Annotated in this window: 16 protein-coding genes; 8 read left to right on the top strand and 8 right to left on the bottom strand. The window is 47.1% G+C overall.

Annotation, left to right across the window (positions count from 1 at the left end):
- The first annotated feature begins 23 nt into the window (after nt 1-23).
- Nucleotides 24-848 (top strand): uroporphyrinogen-III synthase, encoded by an 825-nt coding sequence (locus ICN44_RS01530; RefSeq protein ID WP_216262287.1) that lies wholly within the window; start codon nt 24-26, stop codon nt 846-848.
- Between the two features lie 16 nt (nt 849-864).
- Here ICN44_RS01530 and ICN44_RS01525 read toward each other — a convergent pair whose 3' ends face one another.
- The 3 genes from ICN44_RS01525 to ICN44_RS01515 form a co-directional block, all read right to left on the bottom strand.
- Nucleotides 865-1,437, bottom strand: coding sequence for a chorismate lyase (locus ICN44_RS01525; protein ID WP_216262286.1), 573 nt, complete (start codon nt 1,435-1,437; stop codon nt 865-867).
- A gap of 2 nt (nt 1,438-1,439) precedes the next feature.
- Nucleotides 1,440-2,981: a DEAD/DEAH box helicase gene (locus ICN44_RS01520; protein ID WP_216262285.1), complete on the bottom strand. Its 1,542-nt coding sequence runs from the start codon at nt 2,979-2,981 to the stop codon at nt 1,440-1,442.
- A 305-nt stretch (nt 2,982-3,286) separates the two neighbouring features.
- Complete coding sequence (locus tag ICN44_RS01515) at nt 3,287-4,684, bottom strand: coniferyl aldehyde dehydrogenase (protein ID WP_216262284.1); 1,398 nt, start codon at nt 4,682-4,684, stop codon at nt 3,287-3,289.
- A gap of 49 nt (nt 4,685-4,733) precedes the next feature.
- Here ICN44_RS01515 and msrA point away from each other — a divergent pair, with 49 nt between their 5' ends.
- Complete coding sequence (msrA, locus tag ICN44_RS01510) at nt 4,734-5,306, top strand: peptide-methionine (S)-S-oxide reductase MsrA (protein WP_216262283.1); 573 nt, start codon at nt 4,734-4,736, stop codon at nt 5,304-5,306.
- 13 nt (nt 5,307-5,319) lie between these two features.
- On the opposite strand, the gene pdxH is transcribed toward msrA, so the two are convergent.
- On the bottom strand, nt 5,320-5,955 hold the full coding sequence (gene pdxH, locus ICN44_RS01505) for a pyridoxamine 5'-phosphate oxidase (RefSeq protein ID WP_216262281.1): 636 nt from the start codon (nt 5,953-5,955) through the stop codon (nt 5,320-5,322).
- A 22-nt stretch (nt 5,956-5,977) separates the two neighbouring features.
- Here pdxH and ICN44_RS01500 point away from each other — a divergent pair, with 22 nt between their 5' ends.
- The 5 genes from ICN44_RS01500 (at nt 5,978) to pepN (ending at nt 12,804) form a co-directional block, all read left to right on the top strand.
- Nucleotides 5,978-6,727: a ThiF family adenylyltransferase gene (locus ICN44_RS01500; protein ID WP_216262279.1), complete on the top strand. Its 750-nt coding sequence runs from the start codon at nt 5,978-5,980 to the stop codon at nt 6,725-6,727.
- A 245-nt stretch (nt 6,728-6,972) separates the two neighbouring features.
- Nucleotides 6,973-8,355: an amino acid permease gene (locus ICN44_RS01495; RefSeq protein ID WP_216262277.1), complete on the top strand. Its 1,383-nt coding sequence runs from the start codon at nt 6,973-6,975 to the stop codon at nt 8,353-8,355.
- A gap of 12 nt (nt 8,356-8,367) precedes the next feature.
- Nucleotides 8,368-9,486 carry an alanine dehydrogenase gene (ald, locus tag ICN44_RS01490; protein WP_216262276.1) on the top strand — a complete coding sequence of 373 codons (1,119 nt, stop codon included), beginning with the start codon at nt 8,368-8,370 and terminating at the stop codon, nt 9,484-9,486.
- An 87-nt stretch (nt 9,487-9,573) separates the two neighbouring features.
- Nucleotides 9,574-10,149 carry a TMEM165/GDT1 family protein gene (locus tag ICN44_RS01485; protein WP_216262275.1) on the top strand — a complete coding sequence of 192 codons (576 nt, stop codon included), beginning with the start codon at nt 9,574-9,576 and terminating at the stop codon, nt 10,147-10,149.
- A 45-nt stretch (nt 10,150-10,194) separates the two neighbouring features.
- Nucleotides 10,195-12,804: an aminopeptidase N gene (gene pepN, locus ICN44_RS01480; protein WP_216262274.1), complete on the top strand. Its 2,610-nt coding sequence runs from the start codon at nt 10,195-10,197 to the stop codon at nt 12,802-12,804.
- Between the two features lie 4 nt (nt 12,805-12,808).
- Here pepN and ICN44_RS01475 read toward each other — a convergent pair whose 3' ends face one another.
- Nucleotides 12,809-13,192, bottom strand: a complete 384-nt coding sequence (locus ICN44_RS01475) for a type II toxin-antitoxin system VapC family toxin (RefSeq protein ID WP_216262273.1) — start codon at nt 13,190-13,192, stop codon at nt 12,809-12,811.
- 2 nt (nt 13,193-13,194) lie between these two features.
- Complete coding sequence (locus ICN44_RS01470; protein WP_215320319.1) at nt 13,195-13,398, bottom strand: type II toxin-antitoxin system VapB family antitoxin; 204 nt, start codon at nt 13,396-13,398, stop codon at nt 13,195-13,197.
- 169 nt (nt 13,399-13,567) lie between these two features.
- Between ICN44_RS01470 and ICN44_RS01465 the strand changes: the two genes are divergently transcribed.
- The gene (locus ICN44_RS01465; RefSeq protein WP_216262272.1) at nt 13,568-14,566 is read left to right on the top strand and encodes a class 1 fructose-bisphosphatase; all 999 of its coding nucleotides are present in this window, start codon (nt 13,568-13,570) and stop codon (nt 14,564-14,566) included.
- A gap of 70 nt (nt 14,567-14,636) precedes the next feature.
- Here ICN44_RS01465 and cphA (ICN44_RS01460) read toward each other — a convergent pair whose 3' ends face one another.
- Together cphA (ICN44_RS01460) and cphA (ICN44_RS01455) are read right to left on the bottom strand one after the other, a co-directional pair.
- Nucleotides 14,637-17,207: a cyanophycin synthetase gene (gene cphA, locus ICN44_RS01460; RefSeq protein WP_216262271.1), complete on the bottom strand. Its 2,571-nt coding sequence runs from the start codon at nt 17,205-17,207 to the stop codon at nt 14,637-14,639.
- Nucleotides 17,208-19,400, bottom strand: coding sequence for a cyanophycin synthetase (cphA, locus tag ICN44_RS01455; protein WP_216262269.1), 2,193 nt, complete (start codon nt 19,398-19,400; stop codon nt 17,208-17,210).
- Nucleotides 19,401-19,439: the final 39 nt, after the last annotated feature.

Genomic DNA, 19,439 nt, shown 5'->3' with positions numbered 1-19,439 from the left:
TAGAGAAAAAGTAGCCATTCAGCATGAGCACTAAAACCATTATTGTCACGAGACCTAGTGGTCAGGCTCGTCAATTGATTGAAGTGCTCACCAAAGCAATCGAGGCGAGCGGCGTCGGAAAGCGCAGTCTTCCAGAAATACTCTCTTTACCTTTGCTAACGATTGTTCCAAAGTCGGATGGGCATTTAGCTGACCACATCGCTACCACCCTGAGTGACGCAGATCTTGCCATCTTTGTAAGTCCTAATGCCATCGAGAGTGTGATGCGTTTATTGGAGCGAGATTGGCAAGATTTTTCTAAGAAGATTATTCCAATTGGTGTGATGGGTGGCAGCAGTCATCTTGCCCTAAAAAATCATGGTGTTGGATCGGAAGACAATCCCACTCCCATCATCATTCCGGGAAATAACGAACACTGGGACTCTGAAGGTTTGTGGAAAGAGCTTCAATCCTTGAAATGGAATTGGCAGGGCAAAAAAGTAGTGATCTTTAAAGGTGAGGGTGGCCGTGATTGGCTGGCTGATACTTTGAAAAAGGCAGGGGCAACTGTGGAAGCTATTTCAACCTACACACGCGTGCCTTTGGATATTGATAATCCTGCTTGGCAACTGGTGCGAGAAATGGATTTGAGTAAATCACTTTGGTTGCTCACTTCCTCTGAGGCGGTACGTTACCTCGGCGAAGTCATGAAAGACCAGTTTACGCAAAACCTTAATGTCGCCAGTGCACTATGCCCACACCACAATATTGCGGATGCGGCCGAAATAATTGGGTTTGGTGAGGTCTTTATAAGTGAGCCGGGCGATGAAGCTTTGATCAAGTCAACCCTAGCTTGGCTGACAATCTAAAAGTAAAAGCGAATAATTAACGCTTTGCGGTCTGTAGCAAGGCAGGCAAAAAAATCTCATTTACCAAGATGGGATGACCCTTTAAGCGATAGAGGGTGCGTCTTGCCCATAAGGGTGAGTCCAAGTCAGCAAAATGCTTAGAGTATTTTTTCCACAATTCACTGCTTTTATCTAGACGTGCAATATCGCGCGGCGGCTTTGTCTTGGAGTATTTGCGAGTTTTACTAAACAAGACTGCGCCCAAAGGCTTAGTACCTAAGCGCAAGACCTGATGATTGCTGCCACTAGAACTGAGTGTTGGAATGACGCTGTGTGCCATCACTAAAGGAATGCCATTTGAGCAGAGCAATACTTCACGAACTCTGCAGCGTCTGAGCTTGAAATGAAAATAGCGACTTTCGTCGCTATTAAGTGATTGAGGACAGTCGCGCAAAACCTGAACTTCTAGCTTTTGCCCAATTGCATTCTCAATTTTTTGGGTGAGAGACCCGGTATCGCTTAGCCAAGGTTGCCACTCGCGTGGCGCCCGATGGATTTCACCGGAACCGACCCGATTCCATGCAGAACGGAGACGATTACGGTGAATCATTTTTAGCTACCGCTAAAGCTGCGACGTTGACCGCCGGCCTTTGGTTTAGCAAAACGTGGTCCGCCTGCTGGACGTGAGTCACCAGAGCGTGCCGGACGTGAGTCAGCAGAACGCGCAGGACGTAAGTCAGCAGAGCGCGCTGGACGTGAATCGCCTGAACGACCACCACCAGCATTACCACCACCAGCATTACCACCACCGAAGCCGCCGCCAGAGCGAGACTCTGAGCGAGCGCCCGAGCCATAACGACCACCGCCGCCACCGCCAGAGCGATTGCCACCGCCGAAGCCACCGCCACCAGAGCGATTGCCGCCACCGCCACCACCAAAGCTTGGCTTGGCTTGCGGCTCAAGACCAGCAATGACTGAAGCAACAATATCTTGCTGTGTGAAGCGTTCGATATTGCGGATCTTCGCGCGATCACGATGTTCAACCAAAGTGATAGCAACACCATTACGACCTGCACGACCTGTACGACCGATGCGGTGCGTATAGTCTTCTGGTTTCATTGGCAAGCCAAAGTTAATCACGTGACTAATACGTGGCACATCGATACCACGAGCCGCTACGTCAGTTGCAACCAAAATCTTGGTGTGACCTTTACGTAAGGACTCGAGACGGCGCATACGCACAGCTTGAGGCATTGCACCATGTAGGGCAGTTGCTTCATAGCCATTGGCACGCAATGTGTCAGCAATTTTTTCGCTCTCAACTTGAGTGCTTGCAAACACAACTGCTTGATCCAAATCGGCATCAGCCAAAATGTGCTCGAGCAATTTATGCTTGTGTGACATGCTGTCAGCCCAATGCAACTTCTGTTCAATGTTGGCGTGCTTTTCACCTGCGTGAGCAAGTTCAATACGCTTGGCATCTGTAGTCAACTCGTTTGCTAAAGACATAATCTTTGGCGCGAAAGTTGCAGAGAACATCAAAGTTTGGTTACGGCCTGCGCAACGCTTATCAATTGCCTCGAGATCGTCAGCAAATCCCATGTCGAGCATGCGGTCTGCTTCATCGATAACGAGTTGTTTAACATCATCTAAGCGAATTGCTTTGCTATCGCACAAGTCGAGTAAACGACCTGGAGTTGCAACAACTAACAACGCACCTTTCAATGCCTGGATCTGCTTGCCGTAAGGCATGCCGCCCATCACAGTTGCGATACGAATACCTTTCATGCCGCGAACTAAGTTCACTGCATCAGCAGAAACCTGCTGAGCCAATTCACGAGTAGGGCAGAGCACTAACACTTTAGGTTGTGCGCGACCTGGTACAGGTGAGTTGTTCGGGTTGTCTTCGATGAGTTGATTAATCAAAGGTAATAAAAAGGCTGCGGTTTTACCGCTACCGGTTTGGCTGCTGACCAATAAGTCGCCACCAGCTAAAGCCGCAGGAATAACCTGAGCTTGCACGGAAGTGGCTTGGGTATAACCCAGTTCAGCAACGTTTTTAAGGAGTGATGCCGCTAGGGCAAAATTCTGGAACTCAGTTCCAGTGCTCTTTGAGTCTTTCGACTCGTGATTAGTTTCTTTAGAAAAAGTCATGCTATTACACATCCCCTTTAAGGGATGTCTCCGTATGTTGCACCCATGGTTTTTTATAGGGTGCGATGGTCAAAGGCATCGACCATCAGACAAGCGGCAGCGCGTTTTGTGACTTCTGTGTTTATGACTTCTAAACGGTACGCTGAAATAGAGCTGGGGGGCGATGAATAAAATTGCTTTAAAAAGCCTCCTATTATGGCATTTTCAGCACTCTATTACAAGGGTTTTCCCGACTTAATTCAGAAATAGACGCTTAAATCTTCATCTTCTCAGCTTAGTCATACAAGCATTGCATGTTTGACTCTTTATTTGAGATAACGCAAAAGCCACTCAGTCATTTTTCCATATGGAGGGCGCGCTGTTTTGGTTCCCTTGAAAAGATTTAAGCCAAAGAAGCCGCGCACTTCCAGAATCGACTTTTGATGACTGAAGGTATTAAAGCCTGCTTTGCCGTGATAGCTTCCCATGCCACTTGCACCCACTCCACCAAAAGGAAGATCTTCAATGGTGATATGTAGAAGCGTGTCATTTATGGTGACGCCACCAGAACACGTTTCATTTAAAACCCGCTTCATATTCTTTTTGTCTTTGCCAAACCAATATAGAGCCAAGGGATTGGGTTTGTTGTTGACATAAGCAATTGCTGCCGAGGTATCTGCAACAGTCACGATCGGCAGAATGGGTCCAAAGATTTCTTCATGAAGAATGCGGGCTTCCGGCGGAACATTGATCAATGCAATGGGCTCGAATGGTCTTGCGCCAGCACCAGGGTTATTGAGCAAAGGAATCACTTTTGCACCACGGTCTTGAGCATCGCTGACTAGATGTTGCCAGTATTCTAGCTGTCGCTCATCAATCGGGCCTGTCAGCTCTTCTGGGTTGCTAAATTGTGTTTGAGCTGCAGTTTGTAATTCTTGAATAAATTCTTCTTGAATGCCTTGTTCTAGCAAAACATAGTCAGGGGCAATACAGGTTTGACCACCGTTCAGTAATTTGCCGTAAGCAATTGATGCAGCAGCATCTTTGAGATTGGCGCTCTTATCAATAATGACGGGTGTTGTACCGCCAAGCTCCAGAGTGACTGGTGTCAGATTTTCTGCGGCAGCACGCATCACTTTTTTACCAATGGCTCCTGAGCCAGTGAAGAAAAGATGGTTAAAAGGTAGTGCTGAAAACTGCTCGGCTACTTCTGGGCCGCCAGTAGTGACACAGAACTCGCTAGGGTGGAAATACTCTTGAATTAAGCTGGCAATAAATCCAGAGGTGCGTGAGCTTCGTTCAGAAGGCTTTAGCCAAACGCGATTACCAGCAGCAAGAGCTGCGATTGCTGGAATGAGTGCTAATTGAACCGGATAGTTCCATGGACTCAGAATGCCAACTACGCCTAGTGACTGACTTTGAACCCAAGCCTGCGAGGCGCCCATGTGTGTTGGAACTTCTCTTTGCTCAGGCTTCATCCATTCTTTGAGATGCTTGCGGGTGTACTTGCAGGCCTGATAAATCATCTGGCATTCAGCTAGTCTCGTTTCTACTGGGTGGCGCACCCCGAAGTCAGCCTCAAGGGCTTTGCAGATCTTCTCTTCATTTGCTTCAATCATTTTTTCAATGCGAGCAATTCGATCCAGTCTCACTTCGAGAGTGGCGTTTGGTTCTGCAGCGTAGGCTGCTTTCATTTCATCGAGCTGGATAGTGAGGCGATTCATAGTCTATTAATAGTTGGCAGGTATTGGAATAAGGCATTAGGATAAAGCCATGGAAACAAATTTAGATAAAAAAGAACCACTTTTAGAGCGTGCCACCTTGGGTGGGGGCTGTTTTTGGTGTTTGGAGGCGGTTTACCAGCAAATTTCTGGAGTGCGATCAGTGGTTTCTGGCTACGCCGGTGGCGCTAGACCTAATCCGACGTATGAGGCTGTTTGCACGGGTGTATCTGGCCATGCTGAAATTGTCGACATCTTGTTTGATTCGCAAATTGTTTCATTTAGGGATTTATTAGAAATCCTTTTCGTGATTCATGATCCGACTACCTTGAACTATCAAGGCAATGATCATGGCACGCAATATCGCTCGGTGATTTTTACGCATAGTGAAGAGCAGTCCAAGATTGCTCACGAGGTTGTGCAAGAACTTGAGGAATCAAAAATCTATGCCAACCCAGTGGTGACGAAGATCGATGCTGCGCCAACCATTTATCCCGCAGAAGACTATCACCAGAATTACTTTCAGCAGCATCCTAATCAAGGATATTGCATGGCGGTAGTCGCACCTAAGCTGGCTAAATTTAGAGCGAAATTTAAATCGCTCATAGCGCCACAATATTCCTAAGGATTAACAGTCTCTAGGGTGCTAGGCGATTCACTCGCCAGTTGGCACCTTCTAGTTTGTAGTGCATGCGGTCATGCAATCTAGAAGGGCGACCTTGCCAGAATTCAATTTCAGTGGGGCGCAAGCGGTAACCACCCCAATGCTCTGGGCGTGGAGGTGTATCACCAAACTCTGTCTTAAAACGTTTTTCCGCTTCTTCTAAGAATTCACGGTTTGGGATGGCAGTGCTCTGAGGCGAGGCCCAGGCACCAATTCTGGAGGCGGCTGGGCGAGAATGGAAGTACTCATCGCTTTCAGCTGCGCTAACTCGTTCAACAATACCCTGAATGCGTACCTGGCGCTCTAATTCATGCCAATGGAAGAGGAGGGCTGCTTGAGGGCGGATAGCCAAGTCTTTGCCTTTTTGACTCTCGTAGTTAGTAAAAAAGGTGAAGCCATTCTGGTCTGCGCCTTTTAGTAAGACAATACGGGCTGATGGATTGCCAGCTTGGTTAGCTGTTGCCAAGGTCATGGAGTTGGGTTCAGGACATTCTGCTTTCACCGCTTGATCAAACCAAAGCTTGAAAAGCTGAAGCGGGTCTTGGGGAACCTCGGTCTCTGAGAGCTGACCAAAGGTATAGTTTTTGCGAAGTTGTGCAATGGAGTCCATTTATTCAGTATAAAGAGAAGCTATGGCAGAAGACAAGGTAGAAGGCAGCTTAGAAAATCGTCGTTTTGGTGGGGTCTCACGACTCTATGGGCCAGAACTGCGCGAGCGCTTTCTGAATGCAACGGTTGTTGTGGCTGGTCTGGGGGGTGTTGGGTCCTGGGCGGCAGAGGCCTTAGCTCGCACGGGTATTGGGCACCTTGTCATTATTGATTTTGATCATATCTCCGAAAGCAATACCAATCGACAGCTGCACGCCATAGAAGGGCAGTTCGGCAAAGCAAAAGTTGAGGCGATGAAGGAGCGCATTCTGCAAATTAATCCAGAGATCAATTTGACTGCTTGTGATGAATTCTTAGAACCGGAAAACTTAGATCGACTTATTCCAACAAATGCATTGGTATTAGACGCGACCGATTCAGTACAAACCAAAATTGCTTTATCAGTGTGGGCCGTGAAAAATAATCGTGCATTAGTCATGTGTGGCGCCGCTGGTGGTAAGTCAGATCCCACATCAGTGCGCTGCGAAGATCTTTCTCGTACCGAACAAGATGCTTTATTGGCTAAAGTTCGCCAAGGACTCAGACAAGATCATGGGTTCTCCAGAAATCTGAAGAAAAAAATTGGCATTCGTGCGATCTACTCGCATGAACCACGAGCGGGAGCTTCCAGCGGAGGTCTGGCCTGCTCGGGCTATGGCTCCACCGTGATGGTAACGGCTGCTTGTGGGCTTGCAGCTGCCGCAGAAATTCTGAATCTCATCTCTACACAGTAAGTTTTTCTCAAAAATTACTGTAAATCCTTAAGGGGATTCCCTGTAGGAAATTACTGATTCTTTTGCAATCAGAAATAATTTATTTCAAACTCCGCGTTGATTTCAAAGACATTTCAATATTTGCCTAAATAGATTTATTTATTTAATCACTTTAGTAGTTTTTCTCCCCTAGTGCTGATCACCAGTCCTCCCTAGACTTTGCTCCGTTGGTAAGTTGCCAATGACAAATCAAAAGGAGGTCTCCCTTGCAGACTGAACACTCTGGCTTAAAACGTCACCTCAAAGTACGGCATATTCGTTTGATGGCCTTAGGCTCAACGATCGGCGTTGGATTATTTCTGGGGTCAGCAAGCGCAATTCAAATAGCAGGCCCATCCATTCTTCTAGGTTATTTGCTGGCAGGCATTGTTGCTTTTATTGTTCTGCGGACACTTGGTGAGATGGCGGTGCATGAACCTGTAGCCGGTTCTTTCGCGGCCTACGCCAATACCTATGTGGGTCCACTGGCGGGGTATATGGTGGGCTGGGGATACTGGACTTATTGGATTGTGGTTGGAATTGCTGAAGTTACAGCGGTTGGCATCTATATGGGCATTTGGTTTCCCGAGACCCCGCAGTGGATTTGGGCACTTTCTTCTATCGTGATGATGGGCTTAATCAACCTGATTGCAGTAAAGGTATTTGGAGAATTTGAGTTTTGGTTTGCTCTGATCAAAGTGGTAGCGATTGTCGCGATGATTGCTCTGGGAGGTTCAGTCATCTTGTTTGGCTTTACCAATAATTGGCAGCCCATTGGCCTGAGTAATTTATGGCAACATGGCGGCTTCTTTCCAAATGGCATCAGCGGAATGTTGTTGTCATTGCAAATGGTCTTGTTTGCTTATGTTGGTATAGAAATGATTGGTCTTTCTGCAGGCGAGGCTGAGAATCCACAAAAAACTATTCCGATGGCCATTGATTCATTGGCTTGGCGCATTCTCATTTTCTACATGGGCGCTATCCTGGTTATTTTGGCAATCTTTCCGTGGAATCAAGTTGGGCAGCAGGGTAGTCCATTCGTAGTGATGTTTGAGAGGTTGGGTTTGCGAGAAGCAGCGGGCTTAATTAACTTTGTTGTGATCACTGCAGCGCTCTCTTCTTGTAATGCCGGGATCTTTAGTGGTGGACGCTTGTTGTACTCCTTATCGTCTAACGGCTATGCTCCTAGATCTTTTTCAAGGCTCTCACGGTACGGCGTTCCTCATCGAGCGGTAATGACTACAGTCGGAGTCTGTATGTCGGGTGTAGTCCTGAACTATTTTGTACCAGACAAAGCCTTTCAATACATGATGGCTGCAGTGACCTTTATTGGCTTAATGGTTTGGATCGCGATCTTGATTACACAGATCAAATTCCGTCACTCGCTATCCAAATCCCAAGTAGCAGAGTTAGGGTACCGCGCTCCTTGGTGGCCATATTCCTCATGGTTTGCTTTGGCATTCATCGGATTAGTGGTGGTGTTGATGGGCTTTCATGAGGATGCACGGATCGCACTCATAGTGGGGCCGTGTTTATTGGGCGTGTATCTCGTAATGTTTTATGTCGTGGGCTTACATCGCAAAACAGCAAACCAGCGTGACTTTAAATAATAGGAGAAGGTAATGATTATTGGCGTACCTCAAGAGGTAAAAAATAATGAGTTTCGGGTGGGATTAACCCCGGGTAATGTCAGCGGACTTTGTAAGCAGGGACATTCTGTCCTGATTCAGAGAGGAGCAGGTGAGCAAATCGGTTTAACAGATGAGTCTTATCGGCTTGCCGGTGCCAGCCTCGTGGATAGTGCAGCAGAAGTGTTTCAAAGAGCGGAGATGATTGTCAAAGTCAAAGAGCCTCAGGCGCAAGAATGCGCCATGTTGCGCGAGGATCAAATTTTATTTACCTATTTACACTTAGCGCCAGATCCAAGGCAGACAAAAGCTTTACTGCAATCGGGCGCCACCTGTATTGCCTATGAAACAGTGACTGCTATGAATGGCGCTCTTCCTCTATTGGCGCCTATGAGTGAAGTAGCGGGCCGCATGTCCATTCAGGCAGCCGCATCACATTTAGAAAAAACCAATGGTGGCTTGGGTGTGTTGATGGCAGGTGTGCCTGGTGTATCGCCTGCCAAGATTATCATTTTGGGCGGTGGCGTTGTTGGCCGTAACGCTTTGCAAATGGCAGTCGGTATGGGGGCTGATGTTTGCATCTTTGATCGTGATATTGATCGCTTGCGTCAGATCGATATGTTCTATGGCAATCGCGTCAGAACTTTTTATTCTGACAGCTTGTTGATTGAGCAAGAAGTGTGTGAAGCGGATGTCGTGATTGGAGCGGTTTTGCTACCTGGGGCAGCGGCTCCCAAGTTGGTGACGCGTGAAATGATTAAAACAATGAAGCCTGGATCGGTTGTGGTGGATGTTGCCATTGATCAAGGCGGTTGTTTTGAAACATCTAAACCTACTACGCATGCTGATCCAACCTTTTTAGTAGATGGTGTACTGCATTATTGCGTAGCCAATATGCCCGGAGCGGTTGCGAGAACATCTACCTTTGCTTTAACCAATGCGACTTATCCTTTTGTTGAAGCTTTGGCAAACCGCGGAGTGCTGAAAGCACTCTCAATTGATCATCACTTGCGCAATGGTTTGAGTGTGCATAAAGGGATGTTGACATCAAAGCCGGTTGCAATGGCTCAGGGCCTAGACTATGCGCTGGCTGAGGAGCTTTTAGTGGCATAGCAATATATATCCAAAATGAGTGGGTCTAGTGAGTGCTAGGATTTAAACTATCCCTGACACGCAAAACTTACTGGACCTACATTATTTATGGATTTTTCAGCCTTAACCCTCTCTGCCGGGGTAGTTGCCCTAGCGGAGATGGGAGATAAAACCCAACTCCTCTCATTAATGCTTGCGGCTCGCTATCCCAAGCAAGCATTAGCGATCATTGCAGGCATCTTTATTGCCACTATTGCTAATCATGCTTGTGCTGCTTTATTAGGTCATTGGCTTACTACTTTAGTGTCACCGGATGTGATGCGTTGGATTTTGGGTTTGAGCTTTTTAGGAATCGGCCTGTGGTTGCTGGTGCCAGATCATATTGATGATGCAGCCGGATCTAAGTTAACTGATAGGGCCCCCCAAGTATTTTTGCTCACGGTAGGCTTGTTCTTTTTGGCCGAGATGGGCGATAAGACACAAATTGCGACTATCGCCTTGGGCGCTCGCTACGAGGATGTAGTTTCTGTAACGGTTGGCACCACATTGGGGATGATGCTGGCAAATGCCCCTGCCGTCTGGATTGGTCAGAAATTCACGAAACGTATGCCCATTAAGTGGGTGCATGCAGTGGCAGCCGTCACCTTTATTGCAATTGGCTTAGCTACCCTGATATGGGCCTGAGATAGCGAATCAACCCGTCTGCCAGCCAAGACTTAAAATAGGCTCATGAAAACTGATCTCCACCAGAGCTTTCGTAGGCTCGAATACCTACCACCTGTATACACCTTCGATCAAGTCGAACTCGATATCGCTCTGGATCCAGCGCGAACCATTGTGAAAAGTCGTATTGAGGTTTTGCCAGGCAAAAGCTTTAAGGCAGGAGCTCCCTTGGTTTTGGTTGGGCAAGAGCTCGAGTTTGTTAGTTTGCGCATCAATGGTGAAGCCCATCGTCATTTTGAATTAACACCAGAAACACTGACGATTCATACGCTGCCAAATGAAGGCAAAGAAAAGTTTGTCGTAGAAATTATTTGCGTTTGCGTCCCAGAAAAAAATACTACTTTGATGGGCTTGTATGTTTCCAACGGGAACTTTTTCACTCAATGTGAAGCAGAGGGTTTTAGAAAGATTGCTTACTTCTTGGATCGCCCGGATGTGATGGCGCGGTATCGCGTGACATTGCGTGCACGCGAAGCAGAGTGTCCTGTGCTGTTATCTAACGGCAACCTACTGACTACAGAAAAACTACCTAATGAATGGCATAGCGCTACTTGGGAAGATCCGTTTCCTAAGCCATCCTATTTGTTTGCCTTAGTTGCTGGTAAGTTGGAATGCATTGAAGAGACTATCACCACTAGTAGCGGTGCTAAGAAGTTACTGCAGATCTGGGTTGAGCCGCATGACCTCAAGAAGACTCGACATGCTATGGACTCCCTAATTGCCTCTATTCATTGGGACGAAAAGCGTTTTGGACTGGAGTTGGATTTAGAGCGCTTCATGATTGTGGCCGTAAGTGACTTCAATATGGGTGCAATGGAAAACAAGGGTTTGAATATTTTCAATACCAAGTTTGTTCTTGCTCAGCCAGAAACTGCGACAGATGCAGACTTCGCCAATATTGAAAGTGTCGTTGCCCATGAATACTTCCATAATTGGACGGGTAACCGCGTTACTTGCCAGGATTGGTTTCAGTTATCCCTGAAAGAAGGTTTGACTGTATTTAGAGATCAAGAGTTTTCTGCTGATCAAATGGGTAGTGAATCCGGTAGGGCGGTAAAGCGAATTGAAGATGTTCGCTTGCTTCGCCAATTGCAATTTCCTGAAGATGCGGGTCCGATGGCGCATCCGATTCGCCCGGATGAGTATCAAGAAATCAATAACTTCTATACCGTTACTATCTATGAGAAGGGTTCAGAAGTTGTTAGGATGTATCAAACTCTTTTGGGTAAAGACGGCTTCCGCAAAGGAATGGATCTCTACTTTAAGCGTCATGATGGTCAGGCGGTTACCTGCGATGATTTCTTGGCTGCGATGGCAGACGCTAATGGCAAGGACCTGACTCAGTTTAAGAATTGGTATAGCCAGGCAGGCACCCCAAGTGTTAAGGTGCAAGAGCACTATGACGCCGCCAAAAAACAGTACCAACTGACGCTGACACAAAGTTGTGCGCCTAGTCCGGGTCAGCCGGAGAAGAAGCCCTTTCATATTCCATTGAAGATGCGCTTAATCACAAAGGCGAATGACCAAGCAGAGCAGTTATTGGAATTAACACAAGAAACTCAAACTTGGACTTTTGACCAAATTGAAGAGCGACCAGTGCTTTCAATTAATCGCAATTTCTCGGCGCCGATTAATTTAGATTTCGAGCAATCCGAGGCAGATCTTCTGACTTTATTCTCAAGCGATGATGATGCATTTAATCGTTGGGAGGCTGGTCAGAAGTTAGCGATGCAAATGATTTTAAATAATCGTTTGCCTGATGAAAAACTGATTGAAGCGTACCGCAATATCTTGCTAGACCCTAATTTGGATCCAGCCTTTAAGGATCTGGCTTTAACGCTGCCTGCAGAGTCTTATTTGTATGAGCAATGCACGAGCGTTGATCCTCAGAAGATATTTGCTGCGCGACGCGCTTTCCGTAAAGAGATTGCGAAACAGTTGCAACTCGAGTGGGCTGCCTTGTATCAGCAGATGCAAACCCCTGGACCATTTAAGTCTGATGGAGTAGATGCTGGTAAGCGTGCCCTGAAAAATCTAGCATTGAGCATGTTGCTGGAGGCGGCACCAGCAGTGTGGGCACCAATGGCAGCCAATCAATATCAAATTGCTGACAATATGACTGACCGTTATGCAGCCTTAGTCGCATTAGTGGTGCACGGCGCAAAACAAGCTAAAGATTGCTTAATTGATTTTTATAATCGATTTGCGAATGATGCTTTGGTAATCGATAAGTGGTTTGGCTTGCAATCCAGTCGTCCCCCTGTTGATGGTCTTGATCCCACTCTCGCTGAGGTGAAGAAGCTCCGCGAACATCCTGCATTTAAGTTAAACAATCCAAACCGAGTTCGTAGCGTGATTCATTCGTTCTGCGCTAACAATCCAGCTAGCTTTCATCAGGCGGATGGCAGTGGTTATGAGTTCTGGGCCGATAGCGTATTAGCTCTTGATCCCATCAATCCCCAGGTAGCGGCTCGTCTTGCAAGAGCGCTGGACCGCTGGCGTTTATTTACCCAACCCTATCAAGATCATATGAAAGCGGCTCTAGAGCGTGTTTCTGCATGCCCAACACTCTCTCCCGACGTGAGAGAAGTGATTGGAAAGGCGCTGGGTAACTAAGAAGTTAATGGAGCTTATTGCCGTATGAAATACCCAATCGAATTGCAAGCTTTTCTAGGCTCTTATCCAGAGTCCAAAGCTGGGCATTTTCTGAAAGCAGAGTTGATGTAAGGAGTGACACATCAATAGCCCCACATCCAGATTCTTGGAGTTGATGCTTTTCAATAAACTCCAATATTTCATAAGGGGTGGCTATAGTTGCTTGTCGTAATTTTTTAATATAGCCCAAGGTTTTAGAGCGTGGCGATGGGGGTGATCCGCAGGCTAATTCTATTTGGATTAGGGGATGACACAGTATTTGGTCATTTAGTAGTAGAGCTTCGAAAGATGCATTTGACTTTCTAAAGTGAGCTACCCAGACTGATGTGTCAACTAAAACCATGGTCATGATTATTGGCCATCCTTCGGTTTGCGGCGAGGAATAGCCTTCATCTGAGGTGATTTACCACCCAATGCTACCAACCTCTTGGCAACTTGAACTCTTATGAATACGTTAATGGCCTCCCTAAAGAGATCAGCTTTATCCATATCAGGGTCAGCAAGATCCAAACCTCTTTGATATAGATCGTCGTCAATCGTGACAGTAGTTCTCATATATATTCCTCATCATTATTGATGCATTATAACATCTAAAATAACATCAAAATTAGAGTGGGTTGGTGCCCAAATGACCATTTAGATGGGAAATATCAATATTTTGAGGTTGGCATTCGGAACAAGGCAAAATAGACCTTAATTTCAATAGAGCTTTGGAGAAATACCTTTGTCCTCAAGTACCCATATCAATTTCAAGCAATATTTGACCTCCACGAAGCCAGCTGGTGCTGCTATCCCGGTTGGATTGCAAGATTTGCTGACCGCGGTTGTTAACACCTGCTCAACTCTCAGTCATGAAGTAGCGCAGGGCGCCTTGATTGGCTTGTTGGGTTCTGCTGGCACCGGCAACGTACAGGGTGAAGTTCAGCAAAAGCTCGACATCATTGCTAATGACCTATTGATTGATGGTGTAAAGGGTTGTAAATCACTCGCAGGTTTAGCTTCAGAAGAAATGGAGCTCCCAGTTCCGGTCCAGGGTACAGGTGACTACTTGCTACTGTTTGATCCACTGGATGGCTCATCCAATATTGATGTGAACGTGTCGATTGGCACTATTTTTTCTGTGCTCAAGAAACAAGACCCGAAGGCACCGTTACAGACCTCTGACTTTTTATTGTCAGGACGTCATCAAGTTGCTGCGGGTTATGTAGTATATGGCCCTCAAACTACGATGGCCTTGACCCTGGGTGATGGTGTAGTGATGTTTACCTTGAATAAAGTGACTGGTGAGTTTTTGCTCATTAAGGATGCGGTAAAGATTTCTCATTCAACCAAAGAGTTTGCAATCAATATGTCCAATATGCGCCACTGGGCTGACCCAGTTCGTCGTTATGTTGAAGAGTGCTTAGCTGGTGTCAGTGGCACGCGTGACAAGGATTTCAATATGCGCTGGATCGCTTCCATGGTTGCGGATGTACATCGTGTTTTATCTCGTGGCGGGGTGTTTATGTACCCATGGGATCAGCGTGAACCACACAAGCCAGGTAAGTTGCGCCTGATGTATGAGGCAAATCCAATGAGTTTCCTAGTGGAGCAGGCGGGTGGCGCATCTATCAATGGAACAGATCTCATTATGGATTTGCAGCCAACAGACTTGCATGAGCGAGTTTCCGTGATGCTAGGCTCTAAAGAAGAGATTGATCGCATTCGAAGCTATCACTCATAAGCGCATTAGTGCTTCACCAATAAAAAACCCAAGCAAGTGATTGGGTTTTTTAATGACCATGCAGTTGTGATTAAGGTCTCACCTGTTGTTTAAGGTAAGCAAGAGACTCTTCCACTTGGTCAATCAGAATCAAGCAAATATCGCCTGCAGAAAGATCATTTAGGGCTGTATCAATAGCCTTAAATTCACCATGTATTTCTTGAACTTGCTTTGCCTTAGTGGCGTCAACTAAGCCTTCTCGCAATAGCTTTAATACTTCACCATCTTCACGACCACGCTGGCAGGCATCTTGATAAAGAATGACGTTATCAAATGAGTTGCCCAAGATACGGGTTAGATCACGGATATCTTCGTCTCGACGATCACCTGCACCACTAATAACCACGTGCCTCCTCTTGGGTTTCATGGCCTCAACTGCGCTAGTAAGAGCGCGCATAGCATCGGGGTTATGGCCATAGTCAGCAATGACGGTGGCGCCATTATGTTGGAATTGATTAAAGCGTCCCGGTACGGAATTCGGATCGCTTTCAAAGCTATGTAAACCGCGAGCAATCTTTTCGGCATCAAGACCAAGGGCCCAGGCTGCGCCAATCGCAGCCATGGCATTTTCAATTTGGAAGCCTAGTATGCCATTTTGGGTTAGGGGAATTTCGCTTATGGGGAAGCGATACATCACACGCGATCCCTTGGAGGCAACTATGTAGGTGCCATCAAAATAAATGACTTTTTTATTCTTGGCACGATGAGCGGCAATGACTGGGTCGTGTTGATTTTGGGCAAAGAAAATCACTCGACCAGAGCACTTGTCACCCATCTTCACAACCATTGGGTCTGCCGCATTGAGGACGGCGGCACCAGTGGGCGCAACGTTCTGTACAATCACGCGTTTGAGGATGGCTAAATCTTCAACGCTAGTAATGTAATTAAGGCCTAAATGGTCACCTTCGCCAATATTGGTTACAACTGCAACTTCGCAGCGATCAAAGCCTAAACCTTCACGAAGCAAACCACCTCGGGCTGTTTCGAGTACGGCAGCATCTACATCGGGATGCATTAATACATTGCGAGCACTTTTAGGACCGCTGCAATCGCCGGTATCGATGAGGCGATGATTGATGTAAACACCATCAGTTCCTGTCATACCAACGCGTAGGCCAGTTTCATTTAACAAGTGAGCAATGAGGCGCACTGTAGTAGTTTTACCGTTCGTACCGGTAACCGCTACCACTGGAATGCGGCCATCTTCACCTAGTGGGAACATCATATTGATGATGTCTTCGCCAACGGGGCGTCCTTTGCCATACGAAGGCTTGAGATGCATACGTAAACCAGGCGCAGCATTGACTTCAACTATACCGCCACCTTGTTGTTCCAGTGGCTTGTAAATATTTTCACAAAGAATGTCTACACCAGCAATATCAAGTCCAATCATCTGGGCGGCAGCGACTGCACTTGCCGCAACATCTGGATGAACATCGTCAGTAACATCAGTAGCGGTTCCGCCGGTGCTGAGATTGGCGTTATTGCGAAGTAGAACGCGTTCGCCAGTCTTGGGGACGTATTGTGGGGTAAGACCAGAGCTTGCCAGATGCGCCATGGCAATGTCATCAAAGCGAATCTTGGTTAAAGCTGTTGCATGGCCATCGCCACGCAATGGATTTTTATTCTCGATTTCAACTAGCTCTGCAACAGAGTGACTGCCATCGCCAACTACTTGTGCTGGCTCACGCCGAGCAGCGGCCGAGAGGCGGTTGCCCACGACGAGCAAGCGATAGTCTGCACCAGGGAGATAGCGCTCAACAATGGTTTCCCGACCAAAGGCTTGGGTCACAATAAAGCCAGCGCGGACCTCTTCTTCGGTTTGAATATTGGCAACAACGCCTTTGCCTTGGTTACCATCTTTCGGCTTTAAAACAATCGGACCACCAATTTTTTGAGCAGCACGCCAAGCATCATCAGCAGTGGTAACTACTTCGCCTATGGGAACTGATACGCCAGCAGCGGCAAGTAAGTTCTTGGTAAGTTCTTTGTCTTGGGCAATCGCTTCAGCAATCGCGCTGGTATCACTGGTTTCTGCAGCTTGAATGCGTTTCTGTTTGCTACCCCAACCAAATTGCACCATGCTGCCTTCAGTCATGCGGCGGTATGGGATGTTACGTTGGACTGCGGCATCAACAATGGATCCAGTACTTGGTCCAAGGCGAACGTCCTCGTACAGGGCCTCTAATTCTGAGAGGGCGGCAGCAAGATCAAACGGCGCATCGTTGAGTGTTGCTTGAATCAAAGCAAAACCAAAGTCAAAAGCCATGCGACCAACTACTTCTTCGGTGTATTCCACGACGACTTGATAAACGCCAGCATCGACTGTTTGTACTGTGCGACTAAAGGTAACGGGGCAACCTGCTTGCGCTTGAAGGCCAAGCGCTGCATGCTCAAGAGCATGAGCTAAAGAAAGTACTTCATTGTGCCCGCCGCGACGCATGCTACCCAGTTGAGGAAAGCGCTCGCGAATCTTGGTTTCAAATTGAGGGATAGAATCGATTGAGCGTTCAGACTCATCACAAGAAACAATCGCTTCTAAAGCGGTGTGGCGGCTCCATAAATTTGGGCCGCGCAACATGCGAATACGGGTAATTTCCAATTAAGCCCCTGTAGCAGTAGTGGCGTCAGGCACGAATGTTTCTGCACCTGCTTCGATAACGTTGAATGGAATTTCAAGAGCCCAGGCTGCTGATATAGCCGCACCTAAATTCATGGTCTTCCAAGGAGTAGAGTGGTTGGCTTCAGAGTGACGTGGTACAGGAATGGATTTCTGATCTAGCTTTCCAGACTTCAGGGTAATTTGCTGTTTGCCAATGACAACTGCGCGACCACCGTTTGCTAAGTGGGATTTGACAATCTCAGAGTCCGAATTCTCGCTAAAGAAAATCACCTGACCATCACAAAGCTCGGCCATTTGTACGCACATTGGATCATCAGCATTGAGTACGGCAACACCGGTTGGAAGAACGACATCAATCTGGGTACGCACGACACTAAAGACTTGATCTTCGTCGTAAATAGCGTATTGCGGGAAGTTGGCTGTAGGATCCACATTGAGAACTACACCCACTTGGCAGCGATCGTAGGCTAAGCCTTCAATCAACATCGATAGATGATTATTCTCAATCACAACAGCTTCTACCGCACGATTGAGAAGGGTGCGTCGGGCATTCTCCCAATTTGATGCATTGGAGTTTGGAATGGCTCGATTACCAAAGAACAGGCCTTTACTGCAAGACAGGCCAACATAGACATTCATTAGGCGTAAGAAATGGGCAATCATTTCGGCGACAGGGGTTTTGCCGTGTTCACCGCAAACACCAACTACCGGAATACGGAAATCTACCCCAGGTGGAAAGAGGTGATTCGCAATTTCTTTGCCAACAGGTTGAGGTTTGCCGCTTGCGGGTTTGAGATGCATCAGAAGGCCTGGGCCTGCATTGACTTCAACAATGGCAGCATTTTGATCTGCCAATGGTTTGCTAATATCCTGTGCCACTAAATCAACGCCGGCAATTTCAAGACCAACAACGCGAGCAGCTAAGGCCACTTGACTAGCAACATCAGGGTGAATTAAATCTGTGACATCAAAGGCAACGTTGCCATTGCTCTGAATAAGTACTTTGTGGTCTGCTGCAGGAACGCTATCACCTTTTAATTGTTGACGTGCCAGCTCAAGCTCTACTGCAGAATCAATACGCACAGGATTTAGAGGATGCTCTTCTGCAGTGCCGCGCCGTGGATCAGAATTAATTTGTATTTGAATGAGTTCATGAACGGTATGTTTGCCATCACCAGTGACCCATACGGTTTCACCTTTTGCAGCAGCAACCACTTTATTACCTACCACTAGTAAGCGGTGTTCATCACCAACAATGTGGCGCTCAACCAAAACCTCGCTACCTTCATCGATCGCGACGGCATAAGCAGCTTCAATTTCTTGTTGGGTATAGAGGTTGATAAATACGCCGCGGCCATGATTGCCATCTATGGGCTTTACAACCACTGGTAAGCCAATATCTTGTGCCGCTTCCCAAGCATCATCGGGGCTGGTAACAGTTCTACCTTCAGGTGTTGGAACTCCGGCGCTACGTAGCAAGCTCTTGGTTAGGTCTTTGTCGCGAGAAATGGTTTCAGCAATTGCGCTCGTTTGATCAGTCTCGGCTGTCCAGATGCGGCGTTGTTTAGCGCCATAGCCTAACTGAACCAGGTTGCCTTCAGATAAACGAATCGATGGAATACCACGCTCTTCTGCTGCATTCACAATACATGCGGTACTTGGCCCAAGCAATAGATCATCACCAAGGTCACGTAAATTTTCGATGATGGTTTGCACAAGAGAAACACAATCAGCATTATCTTGCGCTAAAGCTAAATAAAGGTCACGCGCATATTTGAGGGCGGTAAGTGTGACCTCTTCATTGATGGCGCTAACCATGACTTTGTAAACGCCGCGCCTATCGCCGTCACGCGCCTTACCAAAGCCGCCAGGGATGCCAGCTAAGTTTTGTAACTCAAGAGTTAAGTGTTCGAGAATGTGAGCGGGCCAGGTACCTTCTTCAACGCGCTTTAAAAATCCGCCAGTTTCTCCATAGCTACAGCGATGTTCAACGAGGCTTGGGAGAGCTTTCACTATGCGTTCATAAAAGCCAGGAATCAGGTTAGAGGGGTAGTCCTCTAAATCGCCAATATCGAGCCAAACCTCAATCACGGGATGGTAAGTCCACATATTGGGACCACGGAGATGCTTAACACTCAGAATCTCGATGGATTTATCTAGTAATTGGGGCATATGCAGTGTTGCGATGGTCGGCGCCAGGTTTTGGCGTTG

Source organism: Polynucleobacter sp. JS-Fieb-80-E5 (assembly GCF_018882015.1).
Classification (GTDB): Bacteria; Pseudomonadota; Gammaproteobacteria; order Burkholderiales; family Burkholderiaceae; genus Polynucleobacter.
Note: the sequence above shows the minus strand (reverse complement) of the source record. Positions and strands in the feature narration are given on the sequence as shown.